The following is a 16705-nucleotide window of genomic DNA, read 5'->3' on the forward strand; positions in this document are numbered from 1 at the left end:
GTCCTCTTGACAGGGTTAGTGGAAGGCGATCGGCGCGGAGCGTTCTGCTGGTTCAGTCGCACCGGCCTCTGACTCGAACTCGTCGTGTCGGTCGCGGGTGCGGAACACGATCCAGGCCCAGCCGACTCCGATGGCGGAGCCGACGGTCAGGATGCCGAACAGGAGTGACGGCCCGCCGATGAGGAGGGTCGGGGTGACGCTCGCGAGGGCGGCTGCCGTGAAGCGCTGGATGGCGATGATGCTGCCCTGCGCCGTCGTGCGCAGGAGCGTGGGGAACTGTTCCTGTGCCCACACTCGTTGGATGCCTTCGAATGCGAAGGCCGAACCGACGCCCATGAGCAGCAGGCTGACGAGGTAGACGGGGACGCTTGCGCCGAAGAGTGCGACGACCAGCGGAGAGAGCACGAATGCGATGCCTCCCGCCTGGAAGTAGCGGAACCGGACGGGCTTGTCGGCGATCTTCATGAACCAGAGGTACCCGATGATGCTCACCGGTAGCAGCGGAAGGGTGACCAGTGATGCCTGGCTGATCGAGACGTCCCCGAAGTTCACGAGGATGTAGGTGCCGTAACTGCCGATCGTGCTCGCGATGAGGTTGGTCAGCGAGGCGAACATGACCAGAGCGAGGAAGACCGTGCCGTAAGGGCCACGGAACAGGATGCGAATGCCGGCGCGCTCCGCGCGGACCGTCTTCACGCCGGCCCGTCGTTCGGCCCGGGCTGCGAGCCACGTTGCCGACTCGGGGATCGTCAGCCGTCCGAGGAGGATCAGGGCGCCGACCACGGCGATGTGCCCGAACAGGATCATCGGTGCCACTGCGCCCAGATCGCCGACGAGGGTGCTGATGACGATGTTCGCGATGATGCCTGCCATCCACAGGAGGTTGGTGAACCCGATGAGGCGGCCCCGGTTGTGCTCGGTCGCCGCCTCGGAGATGGTCGACAGTGAGACCGGTAGGTCGGCACCGCTTGCGAATCCGAGCATGATCGCCCCGATGAGGATGACGGGGAACGAGGATGCGAACACCAGCACGACAGCGCCGATGATGAGCGCGATCATCGTCGCGGTGAACACTGGACGACGACCGAAGCGATCGCCGAGCCGGCCGCCGACGAGCGCGCCGATGGCCATGGAAGCGGTGAGTGCTCCGCCGGCCATGCCGATCTGGATCTCGTTCAGCCCGAGGATCTGCTGGAAGACGACGATCGCGGTGGCGAAGCCGGTGATGGCGGCAGCGTCGACGTACGAGGCCATGCCGGAAACAACGGCGACCCACCACGGGCGGGGGGCTGGTTTTGATGTGAGTGACACGGGACTTCTCCTTTGAAGTGCACGAGCGCGGGAATCGTCGGGGGACGAAATGAAACGAATCAACGCGCCAACAGTGCCACCAAGTATGTTCCTGAGTCAAATAGTTCTACAGGATTCTCTCGCGGAGCGCTCTATGCTGGGGAGCCCGAGTCGTAGAAAGAGTCCCGTCCGATGCCGAGAAGCAAGAACACGCTCCCGCTGGACGCCCTCGCGGCCGAGGACGTTGCTCCACTCGTTGGAGGCGATGCGCCGAGCTTCCAATCGGCGTTCCAGGCCATCGTTGCGTGGGGGACGTCGCGGTCGTACCGCGAGCAAGTCATGCGCGACAGCGGGTTCCCATTTCCGAAGGATCTGCCAGCGTTCCTGGTGATCAACCAGCTCATCTATCGCGGATTGGCGACGCCCACCGCACTTGCCGACGCGGTCGACACGACGCGGTCGAACATGAGCCGGGTCATCGCTCGTCTGGAGAGCGCTGGCCTGGTGTTCCGCGCGCACGACCCGCGAGACGCGCGCGGTGCTGTCATCGGGCTGACTGCCTCGGGCCGAGCGCTCGGCTCCCGCGTGTTGGACGCCATGCAGGATGTCAGTGTGCTGACCGGGTGGAGCGCAGAGGAGATCGAGACGCTCGAGCGGTTGACGATCAAGCTCGCGAGCACGCTTGATGCGTTTCCGAATCATCCGCTCACGGTTACCGCGGGCGTTCCGTTTGCCTCTGTGCAGCGATGGCCGGCTGTGGTTGAACAGGGCCGCTGACATCGCTCCCGTTGGCGAGGGCACAGCCGGAGGCTGATGAATGCCACGAGTGAGGCACGATCCGGACCCAAATGCCCCATGAGCAGATCCGTTCCCGGGATTCACCGTGGAGATCCCTTCGGCTCTCCGATCGCGCCAACACGAGCGCTGTCACGCGTCCGTGCAGGGGCAAGTATTCGGTTTCTACGGCGCCGATAACGCAGCCGGTGTCGTCGAGCTGGTCGGTGCTTGCCGGGAGCACAAGGCAGCGGGAGAGTTCGAGGACGCCCGCCCCTAGTTCGACGAAAGTTTGGGGCTGATGGCATCGAGCCGACGTGCTTTACGGACGAGAGGCAGCGCCACCAGATGACCCCAAGTCGGCCTCAAACCCCGGAATCACGCAGGCGTGTTCGGGGCGACACTTTGCGCTGGAAACGGCGGCGACACTTTACGTTGGAAACCCGCTCGTTCACTGGCCCCGCGGCGACACTTTACGTCCGCGTTCACATGTAGTGTGAACGCTCGTCGTAAAGTGTCGCTTTGCAGTCTAAATTGTCGCTTTCTGTTCGGAGCGACGTTTTAGATTGCAAAACGTCCTCGCGGCGATGTCTTGTGGCAGTCGCGGCTGCATCCGAGCGGCTTGAGCGGTCCAGCCGCCGAAGCTAGCAAGTGAGCGCCCCGGCGGCGAGGCCGGTGCCTCGGATTGCCGGAGTGTGTGGGTGGCGTTCAGGCCGCGGTGTCAGTAGGTCTCGTTGGTCCAGAAGACATACTGGCGGCCGCCGGTGAATCCGTAGTCGACACCGATCGACCCAAGCCATGCTCCGGCGATGACGCAGAGTTCACCCACAATCACTGCGATTTCGTCCGTACGCATTGGTTCGTCGACGGCGCGCAGGAGCTGATAGGTCGAAGCCCACTCGTCCCAACTGTTTCGAGGTAGGTCTGCCACCCTTCAGGCACCGGATCAGGCCGATTCGGTCTTCCCTGGTCGTCGCTTCCGAGTTCGGCAGCAAGGTACGCCATGACACGGAACATGTCGTTCGCGGCGCTCATCGTTTGACGGAGCGCTGCATCGATGTCCTCACGCCAACTGCGACGCGCGGCGTTCAGCTCGTCTCTGAGATGTTTGATGGCGCTCTCAAGATGCATCGCGTGTCTGAAGGGTGACGGTGCGTGTCGCGTGGTGTGTGCCTCAATGCGGTAGTCGTCGACATGGGCGGCAACGTAGTGCCGCCAGCCCTGATCGGTCTCGTTGACGTCGACGAGATCCACAGTCGCGTTGGCGTCTTCGTGTCTGACGTGCAGGAGTGCGTGTCCGGCCTCGTGGAGAGCCAGGTGTGCTGCGACGGCGAGTGCGAAAGTTCCGTCAGCATGGGCGATGGTGCGAGCGCCGACCCGACCTGCTCCTCGATCAGTGGTGTAGGAGTCACCGTCCGTGCGCTGCTCGATTTCATTCACACTCTTGATGACATCGCCGGTCACCGTCAGCCGCCACAGCGATGGGTCTGGCATCAGCGTCATAATTTCTTTCAGGAGCACCACTGCTAACTGATGCTCGTTGAAGAGGAACCTCAGCGCGCCTGCGACGATCTCGTCGTCGAGGTGGGCTGTTGAGAGTGCAAACTGTAGCGGCGGTTGTGGCTCGGTCACGTGAGCACGCTACCGCGGCAGGTCGAGGCTTGCCATCACACCCCGCGCAATATCCGCAACGCCCATCGGTGGGCGCTATGGTCTCGGTTCCGTCGCGTAGCCGGCCGACGTTCTGAATGCCAGACGCTTGTCGCAAGCGGGCGGACAAAGTGAACGCGGCAGAGGAACCCATTGCCTCTTGGCCCGAGCGCGCGATGAGAACCTGCGCTAGTCGCGCCCCGAGTCCAACCATTCCTGAACCGTTGCTGGGGGCACCCCGACCGCGACCGCGATGTCTTCCGAGCGGACGCCGTTTCGATGGGCTAGACGGGCGAGCTTGCTTCGCTGGCGCACCCACACTTGGGCCTGCTCTTCCTCGGCGAGGACCACCTGGTTGGCGTTGACCACGCTCCTGATGAAGGCATCGTGCAGTTCGGACATAGAGCTCATCCCTTTCACTCGTTGCTTGCCTGCGCAGGGCATGACAAACTGGCGGCAGGGATGAGCCTGGGTTATGTCGTAGAGCAACGTGACCTGTCGATTGGTGGGCATCTGTCGAGGATGCCCCGTCGAACCGAATGAACGCGGAAGCTTCCGCGGGATTCGGCGCGCCGTCAATCGACACCGTGCGTCGATGCTACCGCGGCTCCGACTGCCGGGCAATCAGCCCAGGCTGACGGGTCGTCTCGATGGCGAGACCAGAACTGTTTTCACGCCGTCTTGCGAGCCAGCGCGCCTCCGGCGCCCTTCCATAGGGCGACCAGGTCTTCGTCGGGGAAGCGCAGCCATTGGAGCTGCAGCCCGTCGAGGACCGCGAGCACTGCGAGCGCGAAGGCCCGTGGTTGCGGGTGCCATGAACCGGACAGGTCCGCGAGCAGGTCGCGTGCAGTTCGAGTGCGCTCAGCAAAGTAGTCATGTGCCGGGTGCTGCGGATCAAGCGCCTCGGCGCCGAGGATCGTGTAGAGCCGCAGGAGCTCAGGTTGCCCCGCATTTCGTATCACCAGGTTGTCGAGCACTTTCCACGCGCTGTCCTCATCGAAGGTCCGGGGGTCTCGTCCCTCGACGGGTGTGGTGATCGCGAAGGCGTCGAGGTCGTCCCGATGGAGGAGGACGGCGATCAGTAGCTCCTCGCGCGACGAGAAGTGATGCTCGATACCTGCTCGAGTCATCCCGCAGTCCTCGGCCAGCTTGGAAAGAGTGAACGTGTTGTATCCGCCCTCTGCGATCTGACGGGTTGCCGCGTCGATGATCAGCGCTCGTCGCTCACTGGGCGCAAGGCGCGTTCTCCGCTGCTGCTCGGTCATGGACTCAAGCGTCGCATATCCGTCCTTGTGAAATTTGTTGCGGCTCCCTACAATTCCCTTACCTGCATCGGTGCAGGTAAGGGATGAAAGGTTTTGTGATGTCGACGAAGACGACGGAGTTCTCGCGCAGTCTCGAACGCGTCAAGAGCGGTGCCGAGCTTGCTACCGAAGTGGACGCGCTGCTCGCGTTGCTGACGGACGAGGAGAAGCTGTGGCTGCTTGACGGGGATGATGAGTTCTGGCCCGGCATGGGCGAGATGAGCGCTGGTTACAACATGCGGCCGATCATCATGGGACGCGTGGATCGACTCGGGATCCCTGGGTTGCGGTTCAGCGACGGGCCGCGGGGCGTCGTCATGGGCAACTCCACAGCATTCCCGGTCGCGATGGCGCGCGGCGCCACCTGGGATGTCGACCTGGAGGAACGCATCGGAACGGCGATCGGCGCCGAGATGCGGGCACAGGGAGCGAACTTCTTCGGAGGCGTCTGCATCAACCTCCCTCGGCACCCTGCCTGGGGGCGGGCCCAGGAGACGTACGGCGAGGACAGTCTGCTGCTCGGGGAGTTCGGGGTGGCGCTGACCCGCGGTGTCCGTCGGCACGCCATGGCTGTTGCGAAGCACTACGCGCTGAACTCGATGGAGAACGCCCGGTTCACGATCGACGTCACGGCCGATGATGCCACCTTGCACGAGGTGTATCTGCCGCACTTCCGCCGCGTCGTCGAGGCAGGTGTCGACGGCATCATGACCGCATACAACAGCGTTAACGGCGAGTGGGCAGGCGAGAACGAACGACTCATGGAGGGCATTCTCCGCGAAGAGTGGGGATTCGCCGGCGTCACCGTCTCCGACTTCATCTTCGGCCTGCGCGACGCGGCCAAGTCCCTCCGAGCCGGTCTCGACGTTGAAGAGCCGTTCCGACAGCAGCGGGCCGGGCAACTGCCTGCCGACCTCGAAGCGGGTCGAGTGGTGTGGTCCGACGTCGATCGGGCGGCACGTCGGATCCTCGCGACGCAGCTCGCATTCTTCGCTCGGCCGCTCGATGCGGAGCCAGGCCTCGAGGTCGTCTTTTCGCCCGAGCACCGTGCACTGTCGCGGGAGGCCGCCGCGACGGCGATCGTGCTCCTCAAGAACGACGACGTCAACGGTGCACCGCTCCTCCCGCTGAACCGTGAGGGGCTGGATCGGGTTGCGGTCATCGGGCGTCTCGCCGACCTGCCGAACACGGGCGACGGCGGTTCCTCGAATGTCCGCTCACCCGAGGTCATCACGCCGTTGCGCGGTCTGCAGGCCGCGCTGCCGGACGCTACGGTGACGTTCGCCGGCGAAGACGACCCACAAGCAGCCGCTATCGCGGCAGCAGGAGCCGATGTGGCGATCGTTGTCGTTGGATACACCGCGGCCGACGAAGGTGAATACATGGGCGATCTCACATCACAGCCCGAGCTGTTGAACCTGTTTCCACCAGCTCCCGAGGGCGTGGACCTCGCCGCACTCATGGCCGGCGCCGGCGACTCGCAGCACACTATGGGAACAGCGCTCGGCGGTGACCGGCGCTCCCTCCGCGTCCGCCCAGTCGATGCCGAGATCATCCGAGCGACCGCGGCCGCGAATCCGCGGACCGTCGTCGTCATCGTCACCGCCGGTGCGGTGATCACGGAAGAATGGCGCGACGCTGTCCCCGCCGTGCTCGTCGGCTGGTACAGCGGCAGCGAAGGCGGCACGGCACTGGCGGACGTCATCCTCGGCGAACGCGATGCAACCGGACGACTCCCGTATTCAATTCCCACCAGTGAAGACCACCTCCCCCCGTTCGACATCGACGCCGCCGCCATCACCTACGACCGTTGGCACGGTCAGCGACTGCTCGACCGGGACGGCCACCAGGCCGCCTTCCCTCTCGGCTTCGGTATGTCGTACACCTCGTTCGACATCGAGACGATTGAGCTCGGCGACGTCGACGGCGAGGAATTCTCCGCCTTCGTCACCGTCCGGAACACCGGTAAACGTCCCGGACGACACGTGGTGCAGCTCTACGCTGCGGTCGAGGCTCCGGACTTTCCACAGCGGGTCCTCGTCGGATTCGCTCCGCTGACGCTTGAGGCAGGAAAGACCCGGACGGTCCGCCTCGCGGGTTCCACCCGTCCACTTCAGCGATGGACAGACGCCGGGTTCGCGCCTGCCGCAGACAGTGTTCGCATCGAGGCAGCAGCGTACTCGGGCGACCACGACGCCGTATCGGCAGGGCTGCATCTAGCGCGCTCCTGACGAGTATCGCCACCGCGGCGCACGGCTTCCGTCCTGGCTGGCCGGCGCCGCGGCTAGCAGGACGAGTTTCGGTCGCTGCGCCACCCTGGCCGAGAAAGCGAGATCCGACTGGGCAAGCAACCTGGTGACCAATGGGGCATCTCAGTGCCCGCCGTCAGGCGGAGCCGCCGTGTACGACGTTGAGCACAAGTCGATCCGCGAGGGAGTCGACGGGAACAGAACCGGACAGCTGGCTCACAATGTTGTCGACCATTGCGTGCAAAGCGGTCGTCGTGTCGACCGCGATGGTGGTCAGCCGGGGCGACATGAGGGCACCGATCCGAGTCGCGTCCACTCCAAGCAGAGCGACATCCTCCGGAACGCGACGTCCGAGTTCTCGTGCTGCGGCGAGGAGCGCGATAGCCACGTCGTCGTTGTAGCAGGCGATGGCCATTCCGGTAGGAAGGTCGCGCAAGACGGACACTGCGTCCACCAGGTCGACAGATAGCCGAATCGATTTCGGCGCTGCAATCGCGTGCTCGCGGCAGGAATCGGCGAGTCCTCGTTCCCGCATGTCGCCGTACACGTCGATGCGGGCGTCGTGCAGGTGCGCGTAGACGAGCGCCTGGTGCCCCTTCGATACCAGATACTCGCCTTGCATTTGACCGATGCGATAGTTCACATCCTCTCCCGCGGCCAGATCGATCAGGGTAACCCCGCTGCCTTCTATGAACTTCCGCTCCGCAGCCGTGGCAGCGACGAAGGGCGCGATCACTGCGCGCGGTCGAACGGTCGTGACGAAGTGCTCGAGCAGTTCCACGGGAGAACTCGCGAAACGCAGAACGAGCGTCAGGCCGACTTGAGCGAGCTCTGCGGTGAGCACGTCGATGACGTCTTGCAGATTGGTGCCGAACGTGGTGTTGGGCACGAGAGCGACCACGACGTCGCTCGTTCCGGTGGCAAGCGTCCGAGCGGCCGCTGACGGGCGGTAGTTCATGGCCGCAGCTATCTCTTCCACTCGTCGGATGGTCTCCGGAGCGAACCGTCCTCGCCCGTTCAGGATCTGACTGACTGCCGGCCGAGATACCCCCGCAGCGCGTGCAACGTCATCGCTCGTGACTGCCATCCCGCGTTCCCCCTTGTGTCTGTCCGACCAGTGTAGTTGACGCGCGTAATCAGATGATGTTAGATGAGGCGATAACGCGCGTAAGCGTTTCCCTCACAGAGCCGTGGAGATCCTCAATGTCGACCAACAGCGTTCAACCCGAAACCGGCCCTCATCAAGCCGCTGTACCCGGTTCAGCAGTTACACCGGATGCCCTTCTCGAGCCATCGACGGGTCCCCAGCACATGAGCCGATGGCTCTGGGTCATCTATCCGCTGGCGATGATCAGTGTCAACGTCGTCTGGGGTGGCGTGCTTCAGGTGATGCTCGGCAGACAGGTCGCCGAGCTGCTCGGAGAGACGACCGGGGCAGCCGGCATGCTGGGCCTCGTGATCAGTGCTGGTGCGATCTCGAGCTTGGTGGCGCAGCCACTGCTCGGACTCCTCTCAGACAAGACGAGCAGCCGTTTCCTTGGCCGGCGCAACATCTGGATCTTGGGATCCGCGGTCGCCGCGGCCCTCGCCCTGCTCGTCACCGCCAGCAGCCCGAGCCCGCTCGTCCTCGCCATCACGTGGGCGATCGCGATGTGGCCTCTGAGCGGTTTGCAGGCGGCCCTGACCGCCGTTCTCCCCGAACGCGTCCCGATCCGGAACCGGGGGACCATGTCCGGATTGGTCGGAGCGTCGTCGATCCTTGGTGCATTCGGAGGGATCACGATCGCCGGCCTGACGACGAACCTCTTCGTAGGGTACGTGGGCATCGCTGCGGTTGTGCTCGTCCTTGGGACGATCTTCGCGTTGACGACGAAGGACTACGTGCCGGTCCGTGCCGCGGTTCACGCCTCCAAGGCCGAGCGTCGGGCGGCGGCTCGCTTCCCCAGTTTCCGGAGTGCCCCGGACTTCTGGTGGACGTTCGCCGGCCGGTTCCTGATCATCTTCGGCTACAACTTCATGTCCGGCATGCAGCTGTACATCCTCGCTGACTACATCGGTGTGGGTACGGTCACGGAAGCCGCCGCCGTCCTCGTCGCTGTGCAGGGAGTGAGCACGCTCGGACTCCTCGTCTTCTCGATCATCGGCGGGTGGCTCTCGGACAGATTCGGACGAATCCGTGTGTTCGTGGGCCTGTCAAGTCTCCTCTTCGCCCCGGGCGCCCTCGTCTACCTCCTGGTGCCCACGCTCACCGGCGCCTTCATCGCCAGCGGCATCTTCGGCATCGCCTTCGGCGTCTACCTCGCCGTCGACCAATCGCTGATCACCCGAGTCCTCCCGAATATGGACAACGCCGCACGGGATCTGGGCGTGATGAACGTCGCCAATGCCGGACCGCAGGTGATCGCCCCCGTTCTGGCCGGCGCCGTTGTCGCGGCGACCGGGCTCTACCAGCCGCTCTTCATCGTGACCATCGTCGCCGTCATCCTCGGTGCCATCAGCGTCCGATTCATCAAGAGCGTTCGGTGACCACCGATCCCGCATCCGACCACCTATCGCACATCGCCAGAAAGGCACACGCATGATCCGCACACCCTTCAACAGAGACTGGACCGTCGGTCACAAGGGTTCGCCCTTCGACGCCTTCAGCGGCGGATCAGCCAAGACGGCCGTCACGCTCCCGCACGACGGCCTCCGAGACCTGCCGCGGTCCGCAGACAGCCCTAGTGGCAGTCACACCGGTTACTACCCGAGCGCGCACCTCGAGTACACCAAGACCATCGATGTGCCGGCGGAATGGCGTGATCAGAGCATCGTCCTCGACATCGAAGGCGCCTACCGTGATGCTGTCGTGTATGTCAACGGCGACTTCGCCGCTCAGCGCCCGAACGGGTACGTCGGGTTCTCCGTTGCGCTGGACCCGTTTCTCCGGTTCGGTGAGGCGAACACCATCAGCGTCGAGGTCCGTACCCACGAAGACAGCCGGTGGTACGCCGGCGCCGGTATCTATCGCAACGTGTGGCTCGTCACCGCCGAGCCGGTGCACATCCCGCTCGACGGCGTGCGCATCACGACCCCCGTCATCGAGCCCGACCTCGCATCCGTGATCACCACCGTCGAGGTCGCCAACGAGACCCGTCACACGCGCACCGTCCGGGTCGAAACGGAGATCCGCGACGATGCTGATGTGGTGCTCAGCCTGCAGACCGCGCCGATCACCCTGCTGCCCGGGACGACTGGACGAGTGCACCTGCGTCACTACCTTTCGGAACCAGCACTGTGGAACGTCGACGACCCTCGACTGCACACCGCGCACACTCGGGTGCGAGAGGGCGACACCCTGCTCGATGAGGACGAATCCGTCTTCGGTGTACGATCCGTCACCGTCGATCCGGTGCATGGTCTGCGGATCAACGGGCGCTCGGTAAAGCTTCGGGGTGGCTGCATCCACCACGACAACGGCCCGCTCGGCAGTGCAGCCCACCCGCGCGCGGAGGAGCGTCGCGTGCAACTGCTCAAGGCGGCGGGCTACAACGCCGTCCGTAGTTCCCACAACAACATCAGCCGTGCCTTTCTCGACGCCTGTGACCGCCACGGGCTCCTTGTCTGGGACGAAGTGTCCGACGTATGGACGAAGAGCAAGACCGCTTTCGACTACTCGCTCGACTTCCCGGAGTGGTGGGAACGAGACGTCGAGTCGATGGTCGCCAAGGACTTCAATCACCCAAGCGTCATCATGTACTCGACCGGCAACGAGATCTTCGAGACCGGCAGCGCTATCGGATCTACTTGGGGGCGGGCGCTTGCAGAGAAAGTGCGCTCGCTCGACGACTCGCGACTCATCACCAATGCCATCAACGGGATGGTCGCCACCATGGACGTCTTCGCCGCACAGATGGCCTCGGGCGACACCCCGATGAACATCAACGCGCTCATGGGGTCGATGGAAGACATGATGAACACGCTCGGCTCCACGGCGTTGGTCTCCGATCGAATCGAAGAATCCCAGTCGCAGCTCGACGTCAGTGGGATCAACTACGCCGAAGCCCGCTACGCGATCGACGCCGAGCATCACCCGAACCGCATCCTCGTAGGATCCGAGACCTTCCCGCGCGCGCTCGACCGGATCTGGCCGCTGGTCGAGCAGCACCCGACGGTGATCGGTGACTTCGCCTGGACCGCTTGGGACTACATCGGGGAAGCGAGCATCGGTCGACCGGTCTACGCAGGCGATACCGATGCGCCGGTCGGCACGAGCTCGCCATATCCCTGGATGCTTGCACAGTCCGGGACGATCGACATCCTCGGGAATCGTCGCCCCGTGTCGTTCTGGCAAGAGACGATCTGGGGACTGCGAGACGAACCATACATCGCTGTCCAGCGCCCCGAACATCATGGACGCGAAGTCTTCGTGGGCGGCTGGTCCTGGGATGACGCCATCAGCAGCTGGAGCTGGGCTGTCCCGCCCGGGTCACCGATCAATGTCGACGTCTACAGCGATGCCGACGAAGTCGAACTCCGCCTCAACGGCACAATCATCGGACGCGCTCAGGTCGGAGCCCAAAAGGCGTGCATCGCGAAGTTCGAAACCGAATACCACCCGGGCGAACTCACGGCGATCGCGATCCGAGACGGGATCGAGATCGGCAGCAGCACGCTCCGCACTCGCAGCGACATCATCCAGTTGGCCCTCACGCCAGATCGCACCGAACTGACAGCTGACGGCGGAGATCTCGCGTATCTCAGCGTCGAACTCTCCGACGAGACGGGGACGATCGCGACTGACGTCGCCACCGCCGTCTCGGTGGAGATCGAGGGCCCCGGAATCCTCGCCGGCTTCGGCAGCGCCCAGCCGGACAGCATCGAAGAGTTCGCGGCGGCGACAAGGACCACCTACGACGGACGTGCACTGGCCATCATCCGTCCAACCGGCCCCGGGACGATCACCGTGCGCGCTGCAGCGGCGGGCCTTCCGCCGAAGTACGTGAATCTCACGGCCAGGTGAGCACGACGGGTGGTCAGTGCGCCCATGAAGCACTGACCACCCCGGTGCCCGGCTAGCAGCGACCGTCGGTCTTGATGCGGCCTGCGGTGGCCATCCGTATGGGCTGTCTGGTTGGGATCGAGGGGATCACCGGGCGCTCTTCACCGCGACGCCAGATGCCCTCGAATAGGGTGCTCATTCTGAGCGGCTGTCCCGACTGCTGGCCTGAGCGACGACGGCGAGGTTCGCCGCGGTGAGGTGGGGAATGGGAGCGGTCACTCGAACCTAGAGCGTTCTTCGCGTGGGCGATGTGGGCCTCGCGGGACGAGCGAGCCACGTACGGACTCGGCCATCCGGCTGGTGCGGATCCGAGCGGAGGGAAAGGTGCCGCTCGTGTCGAGCACGACAGTCGGGTGGGTGTCCTTGCAGAGGATCATCACGCTTGGATCTGTTCTGACTCGACTTCTCGAGTGAAGAGTCTGGATGAGTCACGCCTCGTCATGGCCGCGCCGACCAGTCCTGCGAACAAGGGGTGTGGGTTGGTCGGGCGAGAGCGGAGTTCAGGATGTGCCTGGGTGCCGATGTAGAACGGGTGCACGCCGCGGTCGAGCTCGACGTACTCGACGAGGGTGCCGTCAGGTGATGTGCCGGAGAAGGCCAGTCCGGCCGCCGCGATCTGATCGCGGTAGGTGTTGTTGACCTCGTAGCGGTGGCGGTGCCGCTCGGATGCTGTCACAGCGCCGTACAGGTCGGCGGCTAGAGAGCCCGTCGTGAACGAAGCCGGATAGAGCCCAAGGCGCATCGTGCCACCCAGCTCGCCCGTCGCGATGATGTCGACCTGCGCGGCCATGGTCGCTATGACCGGGGTCGATGTCTCCGGGTCGAATTCGGTGCTCGAGGCCTCCGGCAGGGCGGCTTCGTGGCGGGCGTATTCAATGACCATGCACTGCATCCCGAGGCACAGGCCAAGCGTCGGGATGCCCTGTTCGCGAGCGAATTTCAGCGCTCCGACTTTGCCCTCGATGCCGCGCACACCGAACCCGCCGGGCACGCAGATGCCGTCCACGTCGCCGAGCTGCTCCGCGGCGCCCTCCGCTGTGATGCAGTCGTCCGAAGCGATCCACTTCAGATTCACCGTGGTGCGGTGTGCGAAGCCGCCCGCCCGGAGGGCTGCGGTGACGGACAGGTACGCATCTGGCAAGTCGATGTACTTGCCGACCAGGGCGATGGTGACATCCCCCTCCGGCTCGTGCACGGCATCAAGAACCGGCTTCCAAGCCGACCAGTCCATGTCATGCGCGTCGAGCTGCAGTGCGTCGATGATGACCTGGTCGAGGCTCTGGTCATGGAGCAGCGTCGGTAGGTCGTAGATCGACGGCACGTCTATGGCGTTCACCACGGCGTTTTCGTCGACATCGCACATCAGGGCGATCTTCGTCTTGTTCGACCCGCTGACTGGACGGTCGCTGCGCAGGACGAGTGCGTCAGGCTGGATTCCAAGGGAGCGGAGCTGTGCCACCGAATGCTGTGTTGGCTTGGTCTTCTGCTCACCAGAAGTGCCCATGTACGGCACGAGGGAGATGTGTACGAAGAAGACGTTGTCACGGCCGAGCTCGTGACGCACCTGTCGGGCCGCCTCGATGAACGGCTGGGACTCGATGTCGCCGATCGTGCCGCCGACCTCGGTGATGATGACGTCGGGCTGGGGGGAATCGGAAGCTTGCAACCGCATGCGGCGCTTGATCTCGTCGGTGATGTGCGGGATGACCTGGACGGTGTCCCCGAGGTACTCGCCGCGGCGCTCCTTCGCGATGACCGTCGAGTAGATCTGGCCGGTCGTGACATTCGCGCCCTGGTTGAGGTTGATGCCAAGGAAGCGTTCGTAGTGCCCGATGTCGAGATCCGTCTCGGCTCCGTCGTCGGTCACGAAGACCTCACCGTGCTGGAACGGATTCATCGTTCCCGGGTCGACGTTGAGGTACGGGTCGAGCTTCTGCATCACGACGTTGATACCCCGGGCCGTGAGCAGGTTGCCGAGGCTGGCCGCCGTCAGGCCTTTGCCGAGCGAGGAGACGACCCCGCCCGTGACGAAGATCTGTTTCGTCACTCTGGGAGTTGAGATCGAGGGCGGGGTGCTGGTTCCGTTGCTTCGAGTATTCGCCACGGGATTCCATCCTAACTTCACGCCGTGGTTAGTTCAGCGCTCGATCAGTGTCTGCACCGTGCGCCGGGATTCCTCCGGCAGCGACGGTTCAGGGCCGCGCGGGCGACAGCAGATCGGCGTGGTCGGTGTGCTGGAGGTAGTGGATGACCGCGTCACGGCTTTTCTCAAGACACACGATCCTGTCTTCCACGACGCGCAATTCTCGTGCCAGATCCTCCGCCAATGCGCGACTGCACGAGGCAGACTGCTGTCCCGGCTGGGGTGCTTCGATGTCCAAAACGATTTTGATCATGCGTGTGGACAATCCGGCTTGCACCAGGGCGCGCACATGGCGGGCGTGTTCGACCTGCTCGTCGGAGTACTCGCGGTAGCCGTTCGCCGATCGCGTCGACTGGATCAGTCCTTGTTGTTCGTAGTAGCGCAGCATGCGCGTCGGAGCGCCGACCACAGCAGCCGCTTCACCGATCTTCATCCTTCAGCCATCCCTTCACCGCACCCGGAGTTGACATTGACACTGGTGTCAAACTTTACGCTGGCTGACATGATGGGCGCCCAACCGTTGGGCGACCAAAGGAAGGACACACCTATGTCGGCGACCGCCTCCAGCGCCCCCTCGCGGAACATTCTCGTCATCGGAGCAGGAGAACTCGGCATGCCTGTCCTCCGCAACGTCGTGAGGCGCGCCTCACCAGCTCCGGAAGCGTCCGTCGATGTGCTCCTGCGGTCGAACACGATCGACTCCACCACTCCCGCAAAGCAGCGCAACGTCGCTGAGATCCGCGCTTTGGGAGTCGGCATCGTTCAAGGGGATCTCGTTGGGCAGTCAATCGATGAACTCGCGGCCATCTTCGCGGAATATGACACCGTGATCGGCTGCACCGGGATCACAGCCGGCGTTGAAACTCCGATGAAAGTCGCACAGGCCGCTTTGCAGGCGAAGATTCCGCGGTACTTCCCGTGGCAGTTCGGCGTCGACTTCGATGTGATCGGGCGTGGCAGTCCACAGGACATTTTCGACTCGCAACTCGACGTGCGAGATCTGCTCAGGGCGCAGCACGACACCGAGTGGGTGATCATCTCCACCGGCATGTTCATGAACTACCTCTTCGAGCCAGGCTCAGGAATGGTCGACCTGCCGAACCACACCGTCAACGCGCTCGGCAGCCCCGACACCGCGGTCACGGTGACCACGCCGGAAGACATCGGTGCACTCACGGCGGAGATTCTGTTCGAGGAGCCCCGGATCCGCAACGAGATCGTCTACGTAGCAGGCGACACGATCACGTATCGCCAGGTCGCTGAAACCCTGGAAGCAGTCCTTGGTCGTCCGTTCGAACTTGCAGTTTGGACAGAGTCGTCGCTTATGAACGAGCTGGCGAACGACCCAGACAACATGACCCGGAAGTACCGCGCCGTGTTCGCGCAGGGGCGAGGCGTAGCCTGGGACAAGAGCGACACGTTTAACGAGCGCCGGTCGATCCCGACTACAACGCTCCGGGAGTGGGCCCAGCAGAACCTCGTCGCCTGAGTACCGGATCCAAGCGGCGTAGAGCTCGAGAGGAGGCGCCCATGAGCACTCCACGCGGGGCGCACTGCTTGACACTTTGCGTGCGCGTTCACAAGTAGCTGTCTTATGTCTTCCAGGTGAAGATGTCATATTCCACGCCCGGTTGACCTTCACCGAAGGCGACGTGCGATACAGCACGCTCGCCACGGGGCTGTTCCTGACCGAAGGAGGCGGGGCGATGTCCAATGTCCCATCGCAAATCCTCGTCCCGGTCATGCACGGTGTGACATTCGAGGAGCTCGATCAAGTCACCCCCACCCTTGCGTCGCGCGGTGGATTCAGCACGGCCGAAGAGCCAATGGAGGACATTGCCGTGAAGATAGCCGAGCTCGTCGGAATCGTCACGGAAGAAGAAGCCGACGAACTCAACATGGTGCCTGCCACCAGCTAGCCCCGGGGAAACGAATCGTGCTTCACTCCAGTCGCGGCCCTGCAGACGCCTGGATGCGACTGCTCTCGGTTCCATCAAATAGCGGTTAGTCGCCTTCGTTATCCGGCGCAACCGTTGGCGGAACGGAGGAGGAGCGTTCGCGGCCTCCTAGAGAATGACCCGCGAGACGCCCCATGAACAACGAGTTGCAGGACGGTTGCCGGTGAACCACTACGTGGCTCGGCGGGTTGGGGTCAACGGTCTCGGTGTTTCAGGGCCGTCGAGTTCGAGCGAAGATCTGCGATGTCGCGGCACACATCCTGACGGTGAGTGTGGGGCCGCGCTACTGTCGAGCG

Annotated in this window: 14 protein-coding genes; 6 read left to right on the forward strand and 8 right to left on the reverse strand. The window is 63.9% G+C overall.

The window, feature by feature from the left end:
* Nucleotides 1-15: 15 nt before the first annotated feature.
* Nucleotides 16-1374 (reverse strand): MFS transporter, encoded by a 1359-nt coding sequence (locus tag ACQ3HE_RS12370; protein WP_430892966.1) that lies wholly within the window; start codon nucleotides 1372-1374, stop codon nucleotides 16-18.
* A 108-nt stretch (nucleotides 1375-1482) separates the two neighbouring features.
* Between ACQ3HE_RS12370 and ACQ3HE_RS12375 the strand changes: the two genes are divergently transcribed.
* The gene (locus ACQ3HE_RS12375) at nucleotides 1483-2067 is read left to right on the forward strand and encodes a MarR family winged helix-turn-helix transcriptional regulator (protein WP_124767772.1); all 585 of its coding nucleotides are present in this window, start codon (nucleotides 1483-1485) and stop codon (nucleotides 2065-2067) included.
* Nucleotides 2068-2895: 828 nt separating this feature from the next.
* Here ACQ3HE_RS12375 and ACQ3HE_RS12380 read toward each other — a convergent pair.
* From ACQ3HE_RS12380 to ACQ3HE_RS12390, 3 genes are all read right to left on the reverse strand, one after another.
* Nucleotides 2896-3696, reverse strand: a complete 801-nt coding sequence (locus ACQ3HE_RS12380; protein WP_430892968.1) for a hypothetical protein — start codon at nucleotides 3694-3696, stop codon at nucleotides 2896-2898.
* Between the two features lie 207 nt (nucleotides 3697-3903).
* On the reverse strand, nucleotides 3904-4227 hold the full coding sequence (locus tag ACQ3HE_RS12385) for a hypothetical protein (protein ID WP_430892969.1): 324 nt from the start codon (nucleotides 4225-4227) through the stop codon (nucleotides 3904-3906).
* 158 nt (nucleotides 4228-4385) lie between these two features.
* Complete coding sequence (locus ACQ3HE_RS12390; RefSeq protein ID WP_079704262.1) at nucleotides 4386-4979, reverse strand: TetR/AcrR family transcriptional regulator; 594 nt, start codon at nucleotides 4977-4979, stop codon at nucleotides 4386-4388.
* A 98-nt stretch (nucleotides 4980-5077) separates the two neighbouring features.
* On the opposite strand from ACQ3HE_RS12390, the gene ACQ3HE_RS12395 reads away from it, so the two are divergent.
* A complete protein-coding gene (locus ACQ3HE_RS12395) occupies nucleotides 5078-7249 on the forward strand; it encodes a glycoside hydrolase family 3 protein (RefSeq protein ID WP_079704261.1) in 2172 nt (723 codons plus the stop codon).
* 154 nt (nucleotides 7250-7403) lie between these two features.
* On the opposite strand, the gene ACQ3HE_RS12400 is transcribed toward ACQ3HE_RS12395, so the two are convergent.
* Complete coding sequence (locus ACQ3HE_RS12400) at nucleotides 7404-8354, reverse strand: LacI family DNA-binding transcriptional regulator (RefSeq protein WP_430892971.1); 951 nt, start codon at nucleotides 8352-8354, stop codon at nucleotides 7404-7406.
* Nucleotides 8355-8578: 224 nt separating this feature from the next.
* Between ACQ3HE_RS12400 and ACQ3HE_RS12405 the strand changes: the two genes are divergently transcribed.
* A complete protein-coding gene (locus ACQ3HE_RS12405) occupies nucleotides 8579-9793 on the forward strand; it encodes an MFS transporter (protein WP_056781287.1) in 1215 nt (404 codons plus the stop codon).
* Between the two features lie 127 nt (nucleotides 9794-9920).
* Here the strand turns inward: ACQ3HE_RS12405 and ACQ3HE_RS19430 are convergent, their stop codons facing one another.
* Nucleotides 9921-10406, reverse strand: a complete 486-nt coding sequence (locus tag ACQ3HE_RS19430) for a hypothetical protein (RefSeq protein WP_488609606.1) — start codon at nucleotides 10404-10406, stop codon at nucleotides 9921-9923.
* Here ACQ3HE_RS19430 and ACQ3HE_RS12415 point away from each other — a divergent pair.
* Nucleotides 10368-12269: a glycoside hydrolase family 2 protein gene (locus ACQ3HE_RS12415; RefSeq protein ID WP_430893090.1), complete on the forward strand. Its 1902-nt coding sequence runs from the start codon at nucleotides 10368-10370 to the stop codon at nucleotides 12267-12269. The two genes, ACQ3HE_RS19430 and ACQ3HE_RS12415, sit on opposite strands and share 39 nt — an antisense overlap.
* 415 nt (nucleotides 12270-12684) lie before the next feature.
* Here ACQ3HE_RS12415 and pyrG read toward each other — a convergent pair whose 3' ends face one another.
* Entirely contained in the window at nucleotides 12685-14370 is a 1686-nt protein-coding gene (gene pyrG, locus ACQ3HE_RS12420; RefSeq protein WP_430893091.1) for a CTP synthase, read from the reverse strand.
* A 130-nt stretch (nucleotides 14371-14500) separates the two neighbouring features.
* Entirely contained in the window at nucleotides 14501-14884 is a 384-nt protein-coding gene (locus ACQ3HE_RS12425) for a MerR family transcriptional regulator (RefSeq protein ID WP_056781292.1), read from the reverse strand.
* A 114-nt stretch (nucleotides 14885-14998) separates the two neighbouring features.
* On the opposite strand from ACQ3HE_RS12425, the gene ACQ3HE_RS12430 reads away from it, so the two are divergent.
* Both ACQ3HE_RS12430 and ACQ3HE_RS12435 read left to right on the forward strand, forming a co-directional pair.
* A complete protein-coding gene (locus tag ACQ3HE_RS12430) occupies nucleotides 14999-15940 on the forward strand; it encodes an aromatic alcohol reductase (protein WP_079704256.1) in 942 nt (313 codons plus the stop codon).
* Nucleotides 15941-16082: 142 nt separating this feature from the next.
* On the forward strand, nucleotides 16083-16370 hold the full coding sequence (locus ACQ3HE_RS12435) for a hypothetical protein (protein ID WP_139382337.1): 288 nt from the start codon (nucleotides 16083-16085) through the stop codon (nucleotides 16368-16370).
* The last annotated feature ends 335 nt before the right edge of the window (nucleotides 16371-16705 follow it).

Source organism: Plantibacter auratus (genome assembly GCF_050587365.1).
Lineage (GTDB): Bacteria > Actinomycetota > Actinomycetes > Actinomycetales > Microbacteriaceae > Plantibacter > Plantibacter auratus.

Bases quoted from the DNA above. Each gene is read 5' to 3' on its own strand.
- ACQ3HE_RS12375 (WP_124767772.1), top strand. From the start codon at position 1,483: ATGCCGAGAAGCAAGAACACGCTCCCGCTGGACGCCCTCGCGGCCGAG.
- ACQ3HE_RS12385 (WP_430892969.1), bottom strand. From the start codon at position 4,227: ATGCCCACCAATCGACAGGTCACGTTGCTCTACGACATAACCCAGGCT.
- ACQ3HE_RS12390 (WP_079704262.1), bottom strand. From the start codon at position 4,979: ATGACCGAGCAGCAGCGGAGAACGCGCCTTGCGCCCAGTGAGCGACGA.
- ACQ3HE_RS12395 (WP_079704261.1), top strand. From the start codon at position 5,078: ATGTCGACGAAGACGACGGAGTTCTCGCGCAGTCTCGAACGCGTCAAG.
- ACQ3HE_RS12400 (WP_430892971.1), bottom strand. From the start codon at position 8,354: ATGGCAGTCACGAGCGATGACGTTGCACGCGCTGCGGGGGTATCTCGG.
- ACQ3HE_RS12405 (WP_056781287.1), top strand. From the start codon at position 8,579: ATGAGCCGATGGCTCTGGGTCATCTATCCGCTGGCGATGATCAGTGTC.
- ACQ3HE_RS12425 (WP_056781292.1), bottom strand. From the start codon at position 14,884: ATGAAGATCGGTGAAGCGGCTGCTGTGGTCGGCGCTCCGACGCGCATG.
- ACQ3HE_RS12430 (WP_079704256.1), top strand. From the start codon at position 14,999: ATGTCGGCGACCGCCTCCAGCGCCCCCTCGCGGAACATTCTCGTCATC.